Annotated in this window: 13 protein-coding genes; 7 read left to right on the top strand and 6 right to left on the bottom strand. The window is 66.4% G+C overall.

From position 1 onward, the window contains the following. Positions 1 to 72: 72 nt before the first annotated feature. From EDF39_RS15860 to aroA, 4 genes are read right to left on the bottom strand one after another with little or no spacing between them, the layout of a single operon-like run. The gene (locus EDF39_RS15860; protein WP_199726230.1) at positions 73 to 2,187 is read right to left on the bottom strand and encodes an FAD-dependent oxidoreductase; all 2,115 of its coding nucleotides are present in this window, start codon (positions 2,185 to 2,187) and stop codon (positions 73 to 75) included. Further along, the gene (locus tag EDF39_RS15855) at positions 2,159 to 3,019 is read right to left on the bottom strand and encodes an SDR family oxidoreductase (protein WP_123944627.1); all 861 of its coding nucleotides are present in this window, start codon (positions 3,017 to 3,019) and stop codon (positions 2,159 to 2,161) included. Before EDF39_RS15855 ends, EDF39_RS15860 begins: the two co-directional genes overlap by 29 nt. A 35-nt stretch (positions 3,020 to 3,054) precedes the next feature. Then, positions 3,055 to 4,233 carry an acyl-CoA dehydrogenase family protein gene (locus EDF39_RS15850; RefSeq protein ID WP_123944625.1) on the bottom strand — a complete coding sequence of 393 codons (1,179 nt, stop codon included), beginning with the start codon at positions 4,231 to 4,233 and terminating at the stop codon, positions 3,055 to 3,057. Further along, the gene (gene aroA / locus EDF39_RS15845; RefSeq protein WP_123944623.1) at positions 4,230 to 7,382 is read right to left on the bottom strand and encodes a 3-phosphoshikimate 1-carboxyvinyltransferase; all 3,153 of its coding nucleotides are present in this window, start codon (positions 7,380 to 7,382) and stop codon (positions 4,230 to 4,232) included. The genes EDF39_RS15850 and aroA overlap by 4 nt, the downstream gene beginning before the upstream one ends. A gap of 145 nt (positions 7,383 to 7,527) precedes the next feature. On the opposite strand from aroA, the gene EDF39_RS15840 reads away from it, so the two are divergent. After that, positions 7,528 to 8,682 carry a glutamate--cysteine ligase gene (locus EDF39_RS15840; RefSeq protein ID WP_123944621.1) on the top strand — a complete coding sequence of 385 codons (1,155 nt, stop codon included), beginning with the start codon at positions 7,528 to 7,530 and terminating at the stop codon, positions 8,680 to 8,682. 30 nt (positions 8,683 to 8,712) lie between these two features. Here EDF39_RS15840 and ffh read toward each other — a convergent pair whose 3' ends face one another. After that, on the bottom strand, positions 8,713 to 10,275 hold the full coding sequence (gene ffh / locus EDF39_RS15835) for a signal recognition particle protein (protein ID WP_123944619.1): 1,563 nt from the start codon (positions 10,273 to 10,275) through the stop codon (positions 8,713 to 8,715). 370 nt (positions 10,276 to 10,645) lie between these two features. After that, the gene (ftsY, locus tag EDF39_RS15830) at positions 10,646 to 11,515 is read right to left on the bottom strand and encodes a signal recognition particle-docking protein FtsY (protein ID WP_055958824.1); all 870 of its coding nucleotides are present in this window, start codon (positions 11,513 to 11,515) and stop codon (positions 10,646 to 10,648) included. 242 nt (positions 11,516 to 11,757) lie between these two features. Between ftsY and EDF39_RS15825 the strand changes: the two genes are divergently transcribed. From EDF39_RS15825 to EDF39_RS15800, 6 genes are all read left to right on the top strand, one after another. Next, the gene (locus tag EDF39_RS15825; RefSeq protein WP_055958828.1) at positions 11,758 to 12,759 is read left to right on the top strand and encodes a TerC family protein; all 1,002 of its coding nucleotides are present in this window, start codon (positions 11,758 to 11,760) and stop codon (positions 12,757 to 12,759) included. Positions 12,760 to 12,836: 77 nt separating this feature from the next. After that, the gene (locus tag EDF39_RS15820; RefSeq protein WP_233573169.1) at positions 12,837 to 13,466 is read left to right on the top strand and encodes a histidine phosphatase family protein; all 630 of its coding nucleotides are present in this window, start codon (positions 12,837 to 12,839) and stop codon (positions 13,464 to 13,466) included. Between the two features lie 156 nt (positions 13,467 to 13,622). Next, positions 13,623 to 13,913, top strand: a complete 291-nt coding sequence (locus EDF39_RS15815) for a hypothetical protein (RefSeq protein ID WP_055958831.1) — start codon at positions 13,623 to 13,625, stop codon at positions 13,911 to 13,913. Beyond that, positions 13,910 to 15,811, top strand: coding sequence for an alpha/beta hydrolase (locus tag EDF39_RS15810; RefSeq protein WP_055958833.1), 1,902 nt, complete (start codon positions 13,910 to 13,912; stop codon positions 15,809 to 15,811). Before EDF39_RS15815 ends, EDF39_RS15810 begins: the two co-directional genes overlap by 4 nt. A 199-nt stretch (positions 15,812 to 16,010) precedes the next feature. Beyond that, positions 16,011 to 16,364, top strand: coding sequence for a hypothetical protein (locus tag EDF39_RS15805; RefSeq protein ID WP_055958836.1), 354 nt, complete (start codon positions 16,011 to 16,013; stop codon positions 16,362 to 16,364). Positions 16,365 to 16,374: 10 nt separating this feature from the next. Continuing rightward, positions 16,375 to 16,872, top strand: coding sequence for a hypothetical protein (locus EDF39_RS15800; RefSeq protein ID WP_123944617.1), 498 nt, complete (start codon positions 16,375 to 16,377; stop codon positions 16,870 to 16,872).

Here is a 16,872-nt window from a genome sequence, read left to right as displayed (position 1 = left end):
ATCTTTGCCGCGGCCGTGTCGCCCTAGTGGCGCGACTCCCGCACGACGGCTCGGACCCGCCGCCGAATCGCGTTAGGGAGAGACGAGTCGAGACGCGGCCAGACCCTCCGAGGTCGCACGCACGGCATCGACAGCGCGCGCATCGAGAGCTCCCCCGATCACGGTGTGAGCGATGCCCGCGACGTCGAGCGCCCCGGCGAGGTCGCCGCGCGACTCCTGGCCGGCGCAGACGATGACCGTATCGGCGGGGATGCTGAAGAGAACCCCGCCCTCGGCCTCGATTTCGAGGGCGCCGGGCCGGATCCTTCGGTATTGGGCATCCGTAACGAAGTGGACACCCGCCTGCCGCAGCCGGCCGACGGCGACCCACCGCGAGGTCGGCCCGATACCCCTGCCGAAGCGCTCCGAGCGCGAGACGATCGACACGGAGGATCCCGAGCGGGTCGGGTGCGGGCGCGTCGCGTCACGACGGTGAGGGGACGAGGATCCGCGCACGCCGTCAGCCGGCAATCCGTTCTCGCGGACGAACGATTCCGCGCGGATTATCTCCTGACCTGACTCGACCAGGAAGTTCGCGGTGTCGATGGCGATGCCGCCCGAGCCGATCAGAGCGACCGTTCCTGCCGGCACCCCCTCTCGAAGCGCGCGCTCGTACGAGAGGACGTGCGGGAGGTCGATTCCGGGCAGATCGAGCACACGAGGACGCACACCCGTGGCGACGACGACGTGGTCGAACGCGACGAGATCGGAGGCGTCGACACGGCGACCGGTCTCGATTCGAGCGCCGAGCTGGTCGAGTTCGGCGCGCCACGAACGCACGGGGCCCGCGTAGTCCTCCTTACCGGGAATTGACGCGGCCAGATCGAACTGACCGCCGAGACCCGCGCGCTCCTCGAAGACCACGACGTCGTTTCCGCGTCGGGCGAGATCCACAGCGGACGCGAGACCCGCGGGCCCTGCTCCGACGACGGCGACCCGTCGACGCGACCGAGACGGAACACGCGGAAACTCCAGCTCGCGCGCGGCACGGGGGTTCACGAGGCACGACACGGCCTCTCCGAACAGGGAGCGATCGATACACGCCTGGTTGCAGCCGATGCAGGTCGTCACCAGATCGAAGCGTCGGTCGGCGCTCTTCTGCACGATGTCGGGGTCAGCCAGGAAAGGCCGCGCGAGGGCGACCGCATCGACGACGCCGCGAACGAGGACGTCCTCGGCATCACGGAGGTCGGTCAGCCGGTTGCTCGCGATGACGGCCACCTCGGGTCGGCCGGACGACCGGACCACCGCGGCGAGTCGTTCGGCGTATGGAACCCAGACGCCATGGGGCACCGCCGCCTGCACCGTCGGAACGCGGGACTCGTGCCAGCCGACCCCGACGCTGACCGCGTCGACACCGGCCTCGACGACTTCGAGCACCAGCGCGTCGACGTCGGACGGGGTCGACGAACCGGGCATGAGGTCGTCGCCCGAGACGCGGATGCTCACCGGGAAGTCCGGCCCCACGGTGTCTCGAACCGCGCGCACGACCTCGACGGCAAACCGTCGACGACGTCTGGCATCGCCACCCCACTCGTCGTCGCGCAGATTCGTGATCGGCGAGCAGAACTGGTTGATGAGATAGCCCTCCGACGCCATGATCTCGACGGCATCGAAGCCGAGACGCTGCGCTGTGCGCGCGGCGTCGGCGAACGACGAGATGGTGCGCAGGATCCCACGCTCGTCGAGCGCAATCGGCACGGCCCCGCGGGCGCCTCGCCAGGCGACAGCCGACGGAGCGACGGCCTGCGCGGGCGCTCCCCCCTCGTCGACGAGGCCCTCGGTGAGGGCGTACCGACCGGCGTGGAACAGCTGTGCCGAGATCGCTCCCCCGGCGTCGTGCACGGCCTGCACCGCGCGGGCGAACCGTGCATCGGCGGCGGACTCGCCGAGGACGGCGTAGTCGGCCCCGCCACGAGCCTCCGAGTTCACGGCGAGACCACCCGTGATGATGAGTGCCGCCCCGCCCTCGACGCGCTCACGGTAGAACGCCGCCAGAGCGGCTCCGCCGTCGTCGCGCACCTCGAGCCCCGTGTGCATGCTTCCCATGACGACGCGGTGCGGCAGACGGAGGGAGCCCAGCGACCACGACGTCATCGTGACGCCGAGGAGCTCCGACTCAGGAGACGTCGGCAGCACCGGAGGCATCGCCGTCGACGGTCGACCCGAGCACGGCCTCGCGCAGCGGGCTCGTGGTGTCGGCCCAGAACGGCGGCGCTACGACGGTCAGGCCGCCGTCGACGGAGAGGGTCTGGCCGGTGATGTAACCGGCCTTCTCGGAGAGGAGGAAGTCGACCGCGTCGGCGACCTCGTCGGCCGTGCCCTTGCGCTGCAACGGAATCTTCTCGAGCACCGTCTCGATCGGTGCCATGCCCGGAACCGAGTTGTAGAAGTAGTCGAGCGAGTCGGTGTCGATGAGCCCACCGTTGACGGCGTTGACCGTGATGCCCCGGGGGCCGAACTCGGTGGCCATGAACTTCACGTACGCCTCGTTGGCGGCCTTGGCGGCGCCGAGCGAGGCGTAGGTCGGGAACGCGCGGAGCGAGCCGTAGCTCGTGATCGCGACAATGCGTCCGCCGTCGGGCATGATCGCGGCCGCCGCCTGGGCGCCGAGCACGAACGACCGGATGTTCGTCGCGTAGTTGCGGTCGAGGTGGTGCAGCTTGAGCTCGGCGACCGGCTTGAACGCCGAGGCCGCCGCGCTGGCGATGAACATGTCGAGCTTGCCGTACTTCTCGGTGACGGTCGCGAAGAGCGCCTCGATCGACTCGGGCTGCTCGACATCGAGCTGCACCGTGATGCCGTCGGCCCCGAGGGCGCGGATCTTGCGCAGGGTCTCGTCGGCGAGGTCAGCGTTCTTCTTGTAGGTGACAACGACATCGACGCCGCGCGCCGCCAGCTTGAGCGCGAGCACCTTGCCGATGCCTCGGGATGCACCCGTGATCAGAGCGAGCGGTCGGGTGGATGTTTCGGGAGCCAAGGAGGGCCTTTCAGGAGAGAGGGGAGGTAGGGAGGTCAGTACGAGACCGCGCCGGTGACGACGGCCCGACCGACGATCAGCTTCTGGATCTCGTTCGTGCCCTCTTCGAAGCGCTGCGCCCGGGCATCGCGGTAGACACGCTCGATCGTGTTGCGCTTCCAGTAGCCCTGCCCGCCGTGGACCTGCAGGGCTTTGTCGGTGACGCGCGCCAGCATGTCGACGGCGATCATCTTCGAGGCACTGGAGAGTGCGCCGGCATCGGCGCGGCCCTCCTCGTAGGCTTTCGCTGCCTCGATGACGAGAGCTCGAGCCGCGGCGATGTCAGCGTAGTTCTCGGCCAGGTAGAACTGGATCGCCTGGCGGCTGGAGAGCTTCTTGCCGAAGGTCTCGCGCCGGTTGGCGTATTCGACGGCGAGCTGCTGAGCCCGCTCGGCGAGGCCGACGGCGCTCATGGCGACGGAGACGCGGCTCGGCAGGAGGAAGCCGCCGAGCGCGACCTCGAGGCCGTCGCCCTGCTCCCCCAGAAGAGCCGATGCCGCAACGGGCGTCTCGGTGAACCGCAGGATCGCATGGTCGGTGCCGCGCACCCCCATCGTCTCGGAGTCGTCGATGACCTCTGCGCCCGGAAGCCCCGTGTTGGGCATCAAGAACGCGACGAAGCCGTTCTTGTCGGTCGAGCCTTCAATGCGCGCCGCGATGAGCCAGTAGTCGCACTTCACGCCGAAGGTGATGAGGTGCTTCTCGCCGTTGAGGTACCAGGTGTCGCCCTCGAGGCGTGCCGTGGTGCGGAGGTCTTGGCCGGTACCCGCCGTCGCCTCGGTGAGCGTGAAGGCGACGAGCTTCGTTCCGGCGATCGACGGTTTGACGACCTCCTCGATCTGCTCCGGCGTCGCGAAGGGCACCATGGCACGCCAGGTGCCGTTGATGACGTGCACGAGCATGCGGATCGACGCGTGCGAGCGCGACACGATCTCCATCAGCTCGAGGTAGCGCGAGAACGGGATGCCTCGGCCGCCGAGCTCGACCGGCGCCGCGAGACTCAGGTAGCCGCGGTCGCGCAGTTCGGGCAGCAGACGGTCGGGCACCGCGCCCGTGGCCTCGATCTCGTTGGCGATGTCTTCGCCGGGGCCTTCGACCCACGCGGTGATGTCGGCTTTGATGGCCTGGAATTCGGCCTCGTCGAACGAGACGGGGGCCGGGGCGGTGAGGGTCATGACTGTGTCTCCTGGACTGCGGTGTGGGAGGTTCGGGCTTCGTCGGCGACCAGGGCAGCGGCCCTCTCGCGAAGCACGTTCTTCTGGACTTTACCGACGACGTTGCGCGGTATCTCGTCGAGGAACTCCAGCCGCTCGGGCCAGTAGTACTTCGAGACGCCGGCTTCGGCGAGGTAGTGCTGCATTGCGGCGAAGTCGAGCTGCTCGCCGTTCTTGGCGGCCACGACGAACGCGCACGCTCGTTCTCCGAGACGAGGATCCGGCATGGCCACGATCGCCGCATCGCTGACGAGCGGGTGCTGGTAGAGCAGGTTCTCGATCTCGACGACCGGGATCTTCTCGCCGCCGCGGTTGATGACGTCCTTGATCCGTCCGGTGATGTGCAGGAAGCCGTGGTCGTCGAGTCGCGCCAAGTCGCCCGTGCGATACCAACCGTCGGCGGTGAAGACGTCGTCGGTGAGGTCGGGACGATCGAGGTACCCGCCGAACATCGTGGGCGAGAGGAGCTCGAAGTTGCCCTCCTGACCGGCGGGCACCTCGGATCCTTCGTCGTCGACGATGCGGAGTCGGATGCCGGGCAGGGCGCGCCCGTCGGCACCCCACGCGTCTTCGGGCGTGTCGGACGGCGTCGAGAGTGCGCCGAGGCAGGTCTCGGAGGTGCCGAACGCGCCGAGCACGCTCGTCTGGAGCACGGAGGTCGCCTTCTGCGCGAGTGCCCGTGGGACGGCGGCCCCTGTGGCCACGAAGATGCGGAGGCTCTCGGGCGGGTTGGCGCCCTGTTCGACCGCCTCGACCAGGTCGGTGAGGAAGGGCGTGGCGCACTGGACGAAGGAGGCTCTCGCCTGGCCGAAAGCCTGCTCGAGAGCGACTCCGGAATCCCAGACGGGCTGGATGACGCTTGCCACTCCGAGCCGCCACGACAGCAGCATGCCGTAGAGGAAACCGGTCTGATGCGCCAGCGGAGACGGGATGTAGATGCGGTCGGAGTCTCCGAGCCCTATGTGAGCCACCTCCATCGCGGTGGCGAGGCCAAGGGTGCGGTGCGGGTGCTGCACGCCCTTCGGTTCTCCCGTCGTGCCCGAGGTGAAGAGCAGCTGGCAGACGTCGTCCGGTCGGGGCGAGAGCGAGGTGATGAGCTCGACGTCCGGCGTCACCGCCGCGAGAGCCCGGTCGTAGTAGCGCCAGTTCCATTCGGAGGCCTCGACGGCCTTGGCCGCGTCGGCGGGAATCGGCGCGACGTCGCTTCGACCGGCTTCTTCGCCGCGACTTTCGCTGCGGATCACGACGACGTGCTCGACCGAGAGTCGTCGTTTCTGAGCGCGGGCCTCGTCAATGACGTCCAGAAGCTCGAGGGCGGGGCGACGGCGGCGGAAGACGTTGGGGAGGAAGACGACCCGGGCACGAGATCGCGCGAGCGTCATGGTCGTCTCGCGCGGACCGAACACCGGCATGATCGGCGTGGCCACGGCCCCGATCTGTACGGTGCCGAGCGTGATCGCGACGAACTCCATCCAGTTCGGCAGCTGCATCGCCACCGACTCGCCTCGCTGCACCCCGAGCTCGAGGAGCAGCTGCGAGACGCGGTCGGCCTCGTCTTGAAGCTGACGCCAGGTCGTGGTGACGGGTTCGATCCCGCCCACCTCGATCACGGCCGCGTCGTCGGGGTGACTCGTCGCCATTTGGCGAACCTTCTCGCTGAGCACGAGCGGATCGGCGTCGACCCCCTGCAACTCGAGCGGGGCCTGCTGCAGCGCGGCGCCCTCGGTGAGGGTGTCGCGCTCGACCTCGACGTTCTCCGCGCTCTCGAGGGCCTTGGGATCGCCCATGTCGAGGTCAAGGCCGATCGAGGTCATCGCCTCGAGGAACGTCGGGTACGAGATGCGGTAGGCGCGCGGATAGGTCAGCGAAGTTGCACCTCGAGCACGAGTACCGGCGATCGCCAGCGACATGAGGACGCGGTGGTCGTTGAACGACGAGAGCGGCGCCCCCGTGAGGCCACGGGTGCCCCCCGTCACGCGGAGTTCGTCGTGAGTCTGGTCAGCCTTCCCGCCGAGAGTGTTGAGCTGGAGCATCGCCGAGACCCGGTCGCTCTCTTTGAGGCGGATGTGCCCGACGTTGCGGAAAGTCGACGTGCCCTCGGCGAAGGTCGCCATCGTCGCGAGGATCGGCAGCAGGTCGGGGATCGGCTGGCAGTCGATGTCGATGGCCCTGAGCGGGGAGCCGTCGCTCTGGATCCGGACGAAGCCGGTCTCGTCGTCGATCGAGAGATCGACGCCCATCTGAGTCGCCAGGTCGAGGAACTCCGACTCGGGGTGGTCGGTCTCCGCGGTCGTTGTCGCCGAGAGGCCGCGGAACAGGACGTCGGAGGGGTGGATCGCGGCCGCGGCGATACCGAAGGCGGCCGAACCGATGTCGGGCGGAATCACGTAGTCGTGCGGGGTCGCCGACTGGTTTCCGCGGACCCGGAAGGTCAGCCAGTCGTCGTCGTGCTCGACCTCGAGGCCCCACAGGCGCATCATGCGGATGGTCAGATCGACGTAGGGCTGTTCGTTGAGGGTGCCGCCGGTCACGTGGATCACCGTGTCGTTCTCGGCGAAGGGGGCGACGAGAAGCAGGCCGGACAGCCACTGGCTGAGCGTGCCCGCGATCGAGACCTCGCCCCCGATGGGCCGGACCGGCTGCACATGGACCGGCGGTCGATCCTGATCGGCCTCCAGCTGGACGCCCATCTGCTGGAGGGAGTCGAGGAGAGCCCGGATAGGCCGCCTGCGGAAGTACTTCATTCCCGTCAGCGTCATCGGCTGGTCGGCGAGAGAAGCAAGGCCGACCATGAAGTAGAGCGTCGTTCCCGACGAGCCCATGTTGAGTAGACCCTCGGCGCCTTTCGAACCGTGGTCGACCACATCGGTCGCCCGGTAGGGCCCGCCCTCGACGATGTAACGGTCGCCGTCGACCGTGATTTTCGTGCCGAGGGCCCGGAGCGTACCGATCGTCCACTCCACCTGACGAGTGGTCGAGACCCCCGTGATGACGCTACGGCCCGGTGCCAATGACGCCAGCACGAGCGCCCGGTGCGCGTGATATTTCGAGACCGGCACATCGAGAACGCCCTCGAGGCGGGTAGTTGTTCCACGAACGACAAGCTGCATTTGTCTGTTCTCCTCCTGCTACGACGGGACCCATCTACGTCATTGGAGTGCGAACCTCGGAATGCGGCGGTCCCGCCACAACACGTTACGCCTGTTGACGCCCTCCATTGCACGTTCCAGGGGCCGGGGCTGGCAGGATTAACGCATGAGAGCACCGCAGCCCATTCCGTTCGCGTCGTCGGAGCGGTCGACGCTCGGTCTCGAATGGGAGTTGGCTCTCGTCGATCGGGCGAGCGGCGAACTCGCGCCACACGCACCCGCGATCCTCCCGGCTCTGCGTCACCTGAACGACGACGGCGATCGCGTGACCAAGGAGCTCCTGACGAACACGGTCGAGATCGTGACCGGGGTGCACCACCGGGTCGACCAGGCGATCGCCGACCTCACCGGTACGATCGACCTCGTGCGCGCCGAAGCGGAGATCCTAAACGCCGACCTCATGTGCGCCGGAACGCATCCGTTCAGCCAGTGGTTCCAGCAGGACGTCACCCCCGGCTCCGAACGCTACGAGACGCTGATCGACCGGACCCGCTGGTGGGGCCGCCAGATGATGATCTGGGGCGTCCACGCTCACGTCGGCATCGAGGATCACCGCAAAGTGCTCCCGATCCTCAACGCACTGCTCACCTACCTCCCCCACTTCCAGGTGCTCAGCGCATCGAGCCCGTTCTGGGTCGGCGAGTCGACGGGATACGCCTCCAACCGGGCGATGATGTTCCAGCAGCTGCCCACCGCGGGGCTGCCACCCCAGTTCGACTCGTACGCCGAGTACGAGGCGATGGTCGCCGACATGACCCACACCGGCGTGATCGACGACTTCTCCGAACTGCGGTGGGACGTCCGCCCTTCGCCGAAGTGGGGCACCCTCGAGGTGCGCGTCTTCGATGGCATCTCGAGCGTCTCCGAGGTCGCGGGTGTCGCGGCACTGGTGCAGTGCCTCGTCGACGACCTCTCCGACCGCCTCGACCACGGCGAGAAACTCCCCCGCATGCAGCCCTGGTTCGTTCGCGAGAACAAGTGGCGGGCAGCCCGCTACGGCATGGACGCCATCGTGATCCAAAACTCCGAGGGAGACGAGCGGCTCGTCACCGACGACACGATCGACCTGCTGGCCCGGCTCGAGCCGGCAGGCGAGCGTCTCGGCTGCCAGGCCGAGCTGCAGTCGGTGCGGACCATCATCGACGGAGGGGCCTCGTATCAGCGCCAGCTGGCAGTGGCCGCCCGCAACGAGGGCTCGCTGAAAGCCGTCGTCGCCTCGCTCGTCGCCGAACTGCGCGACGGGGTGACGACGACCCGGTAGACGCGCCCGAGACGGCGAGCCCGCCCCGGCCTAGCGGCCGAGGAACTTCTGGAGGCTCGCGAGCTCTTCTTCGGTCGGAGCCGCCTGGCCCTTGCGGCCACCGAGACCGAAGCCGCCACCGGTGGGTGCCGCGGGCGCAGCCTTCTCACCACTGGCGATCCGAGCGTTCTCTGCCGCGCGCTTCGCCGGGTTGCCCGCCTTGGATCCTTTTTTCTTGACGACCTGTTTGCGGCCGCCGCCGAATCCGGCGCCGGGGATCGGCCCCATTCCAGGCACCTGAGGCACGCCGCCCTTCGCCACGGTCTTCATCATCTTCGCCGCCTGCTCGAAGCGGTTGACGAGCTGGTTGACCTCGGTGACGGTCGAACCGGCACCCTTGGCGATACGGAGGCGACGCGACCCGTTGAGAAGCTTGGAGTTGGCCCGCTCGGCCTTCGTCATCGACTGGATGATCGCCTCGGTGCGGACGATCTCGCTCTCGTCGAAGTTGTCGAGCTGCTCGCGCATGCCCTTTGCCCCGGGAAGCATGCTGAGCATGCCCTTGATGGAGCCCATGTTGCGGAGCTGCTGCATCTGCTTGAGGAAGTCGTCGAGGGTGAAGCTGTCGGTGGCGAACTTCTCGGCCATCTCGCGCGCTTCGGCCTCGTCGAAGGCGCCCTGCGCCTGCTCGATGAGGGTGAGGATGTCACCGAGGTCGAGGATCCGAGACGCCATGCGGTCAGGATGGAACGGCTCGAACTCGTCGAGCCCCTCACCCGTCGAGGCGAACATGATCGGGCGGCCCGTTACGTGCGCGACGCTCAGGGCTGCACCACCGCGAGCATCGCCGTCGAGCTTCGTGAGCACCACGCCGGTGAAGTCGACGCCCTCTTGGAAGGCTTTGGCCGTGGCGACGGCGTCTTGACCGATCATCGCGTCGATGACGAAGAGCACCTCGTCGGGATCGACGGCCTTGCGGATGTTGGCGGCCTGCTTCATCATGTCGGCGTCGACGCCGAGGCGGCCGGCCGTGTCGACGATGACGGTGTCGTAGAGCTTGTCGGCGGCGAACTTCACGCCGTTCTTCGCGACCTTGACCGGGTCGCCGACACCGTTGCCGGGCTCAGGCGCGAACACCGGCACGCCGGCCTGCTCACCGACGACCTGCAGCTGCGTCACGGCGTTGGGGCGCTGGAGGTCGGAGGCCACGAGGAGGGGCGTGTGGCCCTCTTTCTTCAGCCACTTCGCGAGCTTGCCCGCGAGTGTCGTCTTACCGGCACCCTGGAGCCCCGCGAGCATGATGACGGTCGGCGGACGCTTCGAGAACTCGAGGCGACGCTGCTCGCCACCGAGGATGCCGACGAGCTCTTCGTTGACGATCTGGACGACCTGCTGAGCCGGGTTCAGCGCCTTGTTGACCTCGTCGCCGAGAGCACGTTCGCGGATCGCCGCGGTGAACGACTTGACGACGTCGAGTGCGACGTCGGCGTCGAGCAGGGCACGCCGGATCTCGCGGACGGTGCCGTCGACGTCGGCCGGGCTGAGTTTGCCCTTGCCGCGGAGGTTCTTGAGGGTTTCCGCGAGGCGGTCAGAGAGGGATCCGAAGGTTGCCATGGTGCTCCGATCTTAACGCACTCGTGCCCGCGCCGAATTCGAAGGAGATTCGCGCAGGCGACCCCGGCCGATCCGCATGCCTTCGTCGGACCGAGAGGGTTTCTCCTTCAAATTCGGAGGCGGACCCGGACGAGCTTGCAGCGCCGGACGGCCGGAGCTTGTCGAAGGCCCGGCGCCGCGGGCGTGAGTCGCACCGCCCGCACGACGGAGGTATCTCGGCGCCATGGCGTTGATCGGGGGCGGCAGCGCCGGAAGGCCGGAGCTTGTCGAAGGCCCGGTGCCGCGGGCGCCGATCAACTAAGAACAGTGATCGGGGCCGGCAGCGCCGGACGGCCGGAGCCTGTCGAAGGCCCGGCGCCGCCGACCCCGATCAACCAATAAGGTTCTGCACGAACACGTGCGGGGTGAAACCCGTCAGGTCGCCGATCTTCTCTCCCTGCCCGACGAGCTTGATCGGGATTCCGGTCTGCTCCTGCACGGCGAGCACGAACCCGCCTCGGGCCGATCCGTCGAGTTTGGTGAGCACGAGGCCGGTCACTCCCGCGTGCTCGATGAATGCCTGCGCCTGCGCGAGGCCGTTCTGCCCGGTGGTCGCGTCGAGCACCAGGAGCACCTCGGCGATCTCGGACTGCTTCTCGACGACGCGCTTGATCTTGCCGAGCTCGTCCATGAGCCCGGACTTGGTCTGGAGGCGACCGGCGGTGTCGATGATGACGATCTCGATACCTTCGCGCTTGGCGAGGTCAACGGTCTGAAAGGCGACGGACGCAGGATCCTGCCCCTGTGCCTGGGGCTTGACGATCTGCACCCCTGCGCGTTCTGCCCAGGTCGCCAGCTGCTCGACCGCTGCCGCTCGGAAGGTGTCGGCCGCGCCCACCACGACTGTGCGGTCGTAGTTGCGGAGAAACTTGGCGAACTTGCCGATGGTCGTGGTCTTGCCGACTCCATTGACGCCGACGACGAGCACGACGGCCGGGCGATTCGTGAGCTTGAGGGTGGAGTCGAGCTTGGAGAGGCGCTCTTCGAGGGTCTCGCGGAGCATGCGGCGGAGATCGGCCGGGTCGGTCGTGTTGTAGCGCGCGACCTTCTCGCGCAGGTCTTCGGTGATCTGCTCGGTGACGTCGGGCCCGAAGTCGGCACCGATGAGGGAGGTCTCGAGGTCGTCCCAGGTGGTGTCGTCGATCGTCTTGCGGGCGAAGACGCCTCGGAGGGCACCGGAGAGGGACCAGGGATTTGCCATGCCTGCAACTTTAGCCGGGAGGCTTGCCTCGGTAATCGCCGTCACGTAGCGTGGTCTTCGTTGAAGGGGAGTATTCCCAACGCGGCGGTGTCGTCAATACGTTCCAGGAAGATCTGGTTCCGTACCGTCGGCCCTGATCCAGGTCGTTACAGTCCTGGCTAGGGTGTTAGAGACCTTCAGTGAATCGCCCTGCCTGAACGACCCGTAGAACGGCGTGCAGGGCCCTGCACTGAAAGAGTCCAATGGAAACCTCTCTTCTCGTCTGGCTGATCACGATCGCCGGCATCCTCGGCCTTCTGATCTTCGACTTCTATAGCCACGTCAAGACGCCGCACGAACCGACCATCCGCGAGTCGGCCACCTGGTCGATCGTCTATATCGCGATCGCCATCCTGTTCGGTGTCGGCGTCGGTGTCTTCGGTGGCTGGACCTCCGGCGGCGAGTACTTCGCCGGGTACATCACCGAGAAGGCGTTGAGCGTCGACAACCTCTTCGTCTTCCTCATCATCATGACGAGCTTCGCCGTGCCGCGGATCTACCAGCAGAAAGTGCTGCTCGTCGGTATCGGAATCGCGCTTCTGTCGCGTGGTGTGTTCATCGCTCTCGGTGTCACGATCATCGAGAACTTCTCCTGGGTCTTCTACCTGTTCGGCATCCTGCTGTTCTGGCTGGCGTACAGCCAGGTCAAGGGCGGACACGACGGCGACGAGAAGGACGAGGCCGATAGCCGCCTGATCCGGATCCTTCGCCGCATCGTCCCTACCAGCGACGACTACGTCGAAGACCGCCTGACCACCCGTGTCAACGGCCGTCGCCTGTTCACCCCGCTCTTCCTGGTGATGCTGGCCATCGGTCTGACCGACGTGCTGTTCGCGCTCGACTCCATCCCGGCGATCTTCGGCCTGACCCAAGACCCCTACATCGTGTTCACCGCGAACGCGTTCTCGCTCCTCGGACTGCGTCAGCTGTACTTCTTGATTTCGGGCCTGCTCGAGAAGCTCGTCTACCTCGCGCAGGGCCTCGCCGTGATCCTCGCGTTCATCGGTGTGAAGCTCCTGTTCCACGCCCTGCACGTGAACGAAGTACCCTTTATCAATGGCGGTCGTCCGATCGAATGGATCCCCGAGATCCCCATCTGGTTCTCTCTCGGATTCATCGTGCTCACGATCGCGGTCTCGACGATCCTCAGCCTTCGCAAGTCGGCCCAGATCGAGCGAGCCGACGAGGTCGCAGCGAAGCACTAGTTTCCCGGCCTCGGTAGCCGAAATCCACCGACGGATCCGAGGGCCCCACGGCCCTCGGATCTTTCGTGTTGCGGGCCTTGCCCGACACGAACGACCACGAGAAGAAGACCGATCGCATGCGCCTCGAACTGATCCGACACGGACAGACCGACTGGAACCTCCACGACCAGCTGCAGGGGTCGAGCAACACTCCCCTGAACGACACGGGGCGGGCCCAGGCTCATACCGCCGCCGCGCTCCTTGCTCCCTACGACTGGGCGGCGATCGTGTCGTCTCCCCTCTCCCGGGCTCGCGAGACAGCTGAGATCATCGCGGGTGAGCTCGGCATCGAGCTGGGCGCGGCCTACCCGGAGCTGATCGAACGCGACTACGCCTCGCGTGAGGGCACCGTGGCGACGTCGAAGATCCCGGACGAGCCGGACGAGGACTTTCCTGACATCGAGCCTCGCGAGTCGGTTGCGCGGCGCGGCATCGGCGCGCTCGAAGACATCCGCGACACGCGCCTTCCGCTCGACGGCGACGACAGCAACATCGTCGTGGTGTGCCACGGCACGATCATCCGGTTCACCCTGTCGGCGATCCTCGGCTTCGAGGTCGGCCATATCGACAACGCGGCGGCGAACACGGTCGAGTGGGCGAACGGCGAATGGCGCGTTCTGACGGTCAACGGCGCCCCCGTCGACGAGATCGTGCGCAGCGACGCCTGAGGGCGAGCGACGTGTGAGGCGGAGCGACGCTGAGGCAGCGGGTGGCCCGGCAGGCAGTGGAAGCCCCGAGATCGTAGGTCTAAGTGCCTACGTCGGGGGCCGGATCCTGCGCCCCGTGTTGGGTAACGTGGTGAGCGACACGAGATCGGGGGATCTATGGCTGACTACCGCGTCGATCCTGATGTGGTGCAGGGCGCCGCGTCGAGCCTGAGTGCCGGCGCCGACTCCGGGCCGAGTGGGTTCGTGACCGAGGCGTGGGATGTGGGCAGTTCGCGGGTCACCGGCGTTCTCGACACCGACGGCGACAAGTTCCATGCCCTCTGGCGCACGACGAACGCCGCCACGATGGCCCTTGCCACAAGCGCGACCAAGGCCGTCGAGACGTACCGCACGACCGAAGAGGGTGTTGCGGCGGCGTCATCCGATGCAGGCGGGGGCTCGCGATGAGCGACTGGACCGACGACGATCCCGGTGCCGGCGACCTGTCGACGCTAGGCGACCGGGCCCAGAAACTCGCGCTGCAGGCGCAGCACGCCGGCGAGATGCAGGCGCTCGTGGGGCAGCAGGAGGCCGTCGTCGCCGGGGCGTGGACGGGCACCGGCCACGATGGGTGGGCGAACAAGGCCGCTCAGACCACCGTCGCGTGGGCGACGCTGCAGACCTGGGCGTCGAACGAGCAGAAGGCTCTGGGCAGCTACGTCGAAACCGTCACCGGCATCAAAACGCGTGCCGACCGACAGAAAGGCCTTCTGGCCGACGCCAAGGCGGACGCTACGAGAGCCGAACAGGCGACGAGCGTGTCGCAGGCGGTGGCGTCCCCTCAAGGATCGGGCCTGCCGTCTCCCTCTCCCGGCCCGTCTCCCTCGATCGCCCCGGAACAGCTCGCCCTCGAACAGGCGCAGTCGTCCTATCTCAGCGCCATGAAAGCGCTTGCGGCAGAGCGTCAGGCAGCCGACGACGCCCTCGTCGCGAGTATCCGCGAAGCCTACGTCGAAGTCACCGCGGCCGGAACGCCAGTGTTGCCAGCCGGGCTGACCGAGGAGTCGCTTGCGGGTATGACGCCGACGACCCTCCTGACGACGCTCAGCGCCCTCTCGGCCACTGACCTGGCCGACCTGATGGCCGCCGAACCCGCGATCGCTCAGGACTTCTGGACGAATCCGCCCGAGCCCTCGACCGCGTCGAGCTGGTGGGCGGCCCTCTCTGACGATCAGCGCGCTGCCCTCCTCGCCGGGGCGCCGTCGGTGATCGGCAACCTCGGTGGCGTGCCCTACGCCGACCGGATCGTCGCCAACCAGAACCAGCTTGATCAGGCGGCGGCACGGAGCGACCTCACCAAGGCGCAGCGCGGGACGGTGGAGCAGGCGAAAAAGGCGTTGGGCAGTGGCCAGGACGGCCCCCCGCGTGGTCTCGTAGACCTCAACCTCGGCTCTAACCCGCCATTCGGCGCTGTTGCGATCGGCGATGTCGACACGGCGGATAAAGTCACGTGGTCGGTGCCCGGCATGGACAATTCAGCGTCGGAGAACCTGAACGGCTGGACGGTAGCGGGGCGGAATCTCCTGGACCAGCAGAAAGCGGTAGACAGAACGGCGACACATGCAGTTGTGTCGTGGATTGGTTACGAGACCCCCACGCTCGACTCGACGAAACGAGACTTTGGCGGAAGTGACAGTGTGCTCTCCAACTCTCTTGCTGAGAAAGGCGCCGGTCGGTTGGCTTCAGAGCTCGACGCGCTTCATACGACCCGAGCACTAGGCCAATCGGGTCTGCCCCGAATCGCCGTCGCCGCACACTCGTATGGCACCACGGTGTCGTCCTACGCACTTACCGAGACCCAATACAACGTAGATTCAGTGACGTTCACCGCCTCGGCGGGTATCGATTCGTCCGTCGTCTCAAGCGCAAATGACCTTCACGTTAAATCGAGTGAAGGGCATCAGAACGTGTACGCCACGCAAGCTTCCGCCGATTTCATCGCGAGCATCGGTAGGAACACAGACCCGCACTTCCTTGGTCTGCTTCTCAGCGGGGTGAGTAGCGACCCGAGCGGCATGAATTATGGCGAGACCCGTGAATTGCAAACTATTCCGCAGAACCATCGAGTCAATCCGGACTCGAACTTTGGCGCAATTCGTTACAGCTCAGACGGAAACGGTGATCTCTTGGGCACTGGTGGCCACGACGCCCTAGGCACGGGAGGACCGCCCTTTATTTCTGCCTCCAAGGGACATGGATACTATGACTACTACACCCAGTCCCTCTGGAACATGGCCGTCACGACCACCGGTACGGGAGAGTTATCTCCCATCGCGCCACCACAGTCAGTGATGCCCCAACCATGAAGGTAAAAAGACACCTGTGACCCTGCAACCACGCCGACTTGCCACGCGCCGTCGATTCCGAACCTGGGCCCTTGCGACTGTCGGGCTCTTTATCGTTGCCGTCCTCATCACTGGAGCAATTCTTGTGAACCGATCATCCCCGGCTCCTTCTCCGTCCCCGACGACGACCCAAACGGCCCATGAGGCCTTTCTCGGACTCGTGACCGATGCAATCTCTGTATCCGGTGGCGACTGGACGTTCGCCGACGAAAAGACTCCCTTCTCGGTCCGCCGGGCTCTCACGCACAAGCGCGAGGAATGCCTTTCGGATTCCTCGACCGAGCAGTACTCGTTGACTTTGTACGGCCCGGCCAAGGTCGACCCCACCGAGGCCACGAAACAGATGACTCTGCATTGGCAGGGACTCGGTTACTCAGTCAGGAGAGTTGTCGCGACAAGCGACGACATCGAGATCGCCGCCACCGTTCCCGGCGGCTCGCAGATCGGATACTTTGCGTCCACTGGCGTCACGTCCATCACCGCACAGGGGCCCTGCGTCACGTCGGCGAGGTGAAATCGTGCTCTTGACGCGGATGCTCGGCTTGCCGACGGTGGGCGGCATGCTCTGTGTCGTTGCAGCCGGGGTGACGCTCGTGGTTCTCCTTGGAGCAAGAGACACCTCCCGTGACAAGCCCTCCGTGTCTCCCCACGAATCCTTCCGTCACCTCGCAACTGACACAACCGCGGTGCCGGGCGGCGAGTGGACATTTGAAGATAAGAAGACGCCGTTCTCTATGTCTGAGGCCTTCAAGGATGAGCGCCAGGAGTGCCTTCCGGACCCCACTACGGAGCAGTACACGCTTACCCTTTTTGGCCCAGCAACAAGTCACCCCGCGAGGGCTGTTGAGACTATGACGCAACATTGGCAAGGACTCGGTTACAAGGTCAGGGTCGTGACCGAAACGAGTGACGACACCGAAATTACGGCGACTGTTCCCGGGGGTTCTTACATCAGCTACTACGCTTCGACAGACCCGACAGCCGTCACGGCAGAAGGCCCTTGCGTCAAGTCCGCGAACTGA

Origin of the sequence: Frondihabitans sp. PhB161, assembly GCF_003814635.1 — a bacterium.
Classification (GTDB): Bacteria; Actinomycetota; Actinomycetes; order Actinomycetales; family Microbacteriaceae; genus Frondihabitans.
Note: the sequence above shows the minus strand (reverse complement) of the source record. Positions and strands in the feature narration are given on the sequence as shown.

Excerpts from the sequence above, each read along its gene's own strand:
- EDF39_RS15860 (WP_199726230.1), bottom strand. The coding sequence starts at position 2,187 with ATGCCTCCGGTGCTGCCGACGTCTCCTGAGTCGGAGCTCCTCGGCGTC.
- aroA (WP_123944623.1), bottom strand. The coding sequence starts at position 7,382 with ATGCAGCTTGTCGTTCGTGGAACAACTACCCGCCTCGAGGGCGTTCTC.
- EDF39_RS15840 (WP_123944621.1), top strand. The coding sequence starts at position 7,528 with ATGAGAGCACCGCAGCCCATTCCGTTCGCGTCGTCGGAGCGGTCGACG.
- EDF39_RS15850 (WP_123944625.1), bottom strand. The coding sequence starts at position 4,233 with ATGACCCTCACCGCCCCGGCCCCCGTCTCGTTCGACGAGGCCGAATTC.
- ftsY (WP_055958824.1), bottom strand. The coding sequence starts at position 11,515 with ATGGCAAATCCCTGGTCCCTCTCCGGTGCCCTCCGAGGCGTCTTCGCC.
- EDF39_RS15825 (WP_055958828.1), top strand. The coding sequence starts at position 11,758 with ATGGAAACCTCTCTTCTCGTCTGGCTGATCACGATCGCCGGCATCCTC.
- EDF39_RS15815 (WP_055958831.1), top strand. The coding sequence starts at position 13,623 with ATGGCTGACTACCGCGTCGATCCTGATGTGGTGCAGGGCGCCGCGTCG.
- EDF39_RS15810 (WP_055958833.1), top strand. The coding sequence starts at position 13,910 with ATGAGCGACTGGACCGACGACGATCCCGGTGCCGGCGACCTGTCGACG.
- ffh (WP_123944619.1), bottom strand. The coding sequence starts at position 10,275 with ATGGCAACCTTCGGATCCCTCTCTGACCGCCTCGCGGAAACCCTCAAG.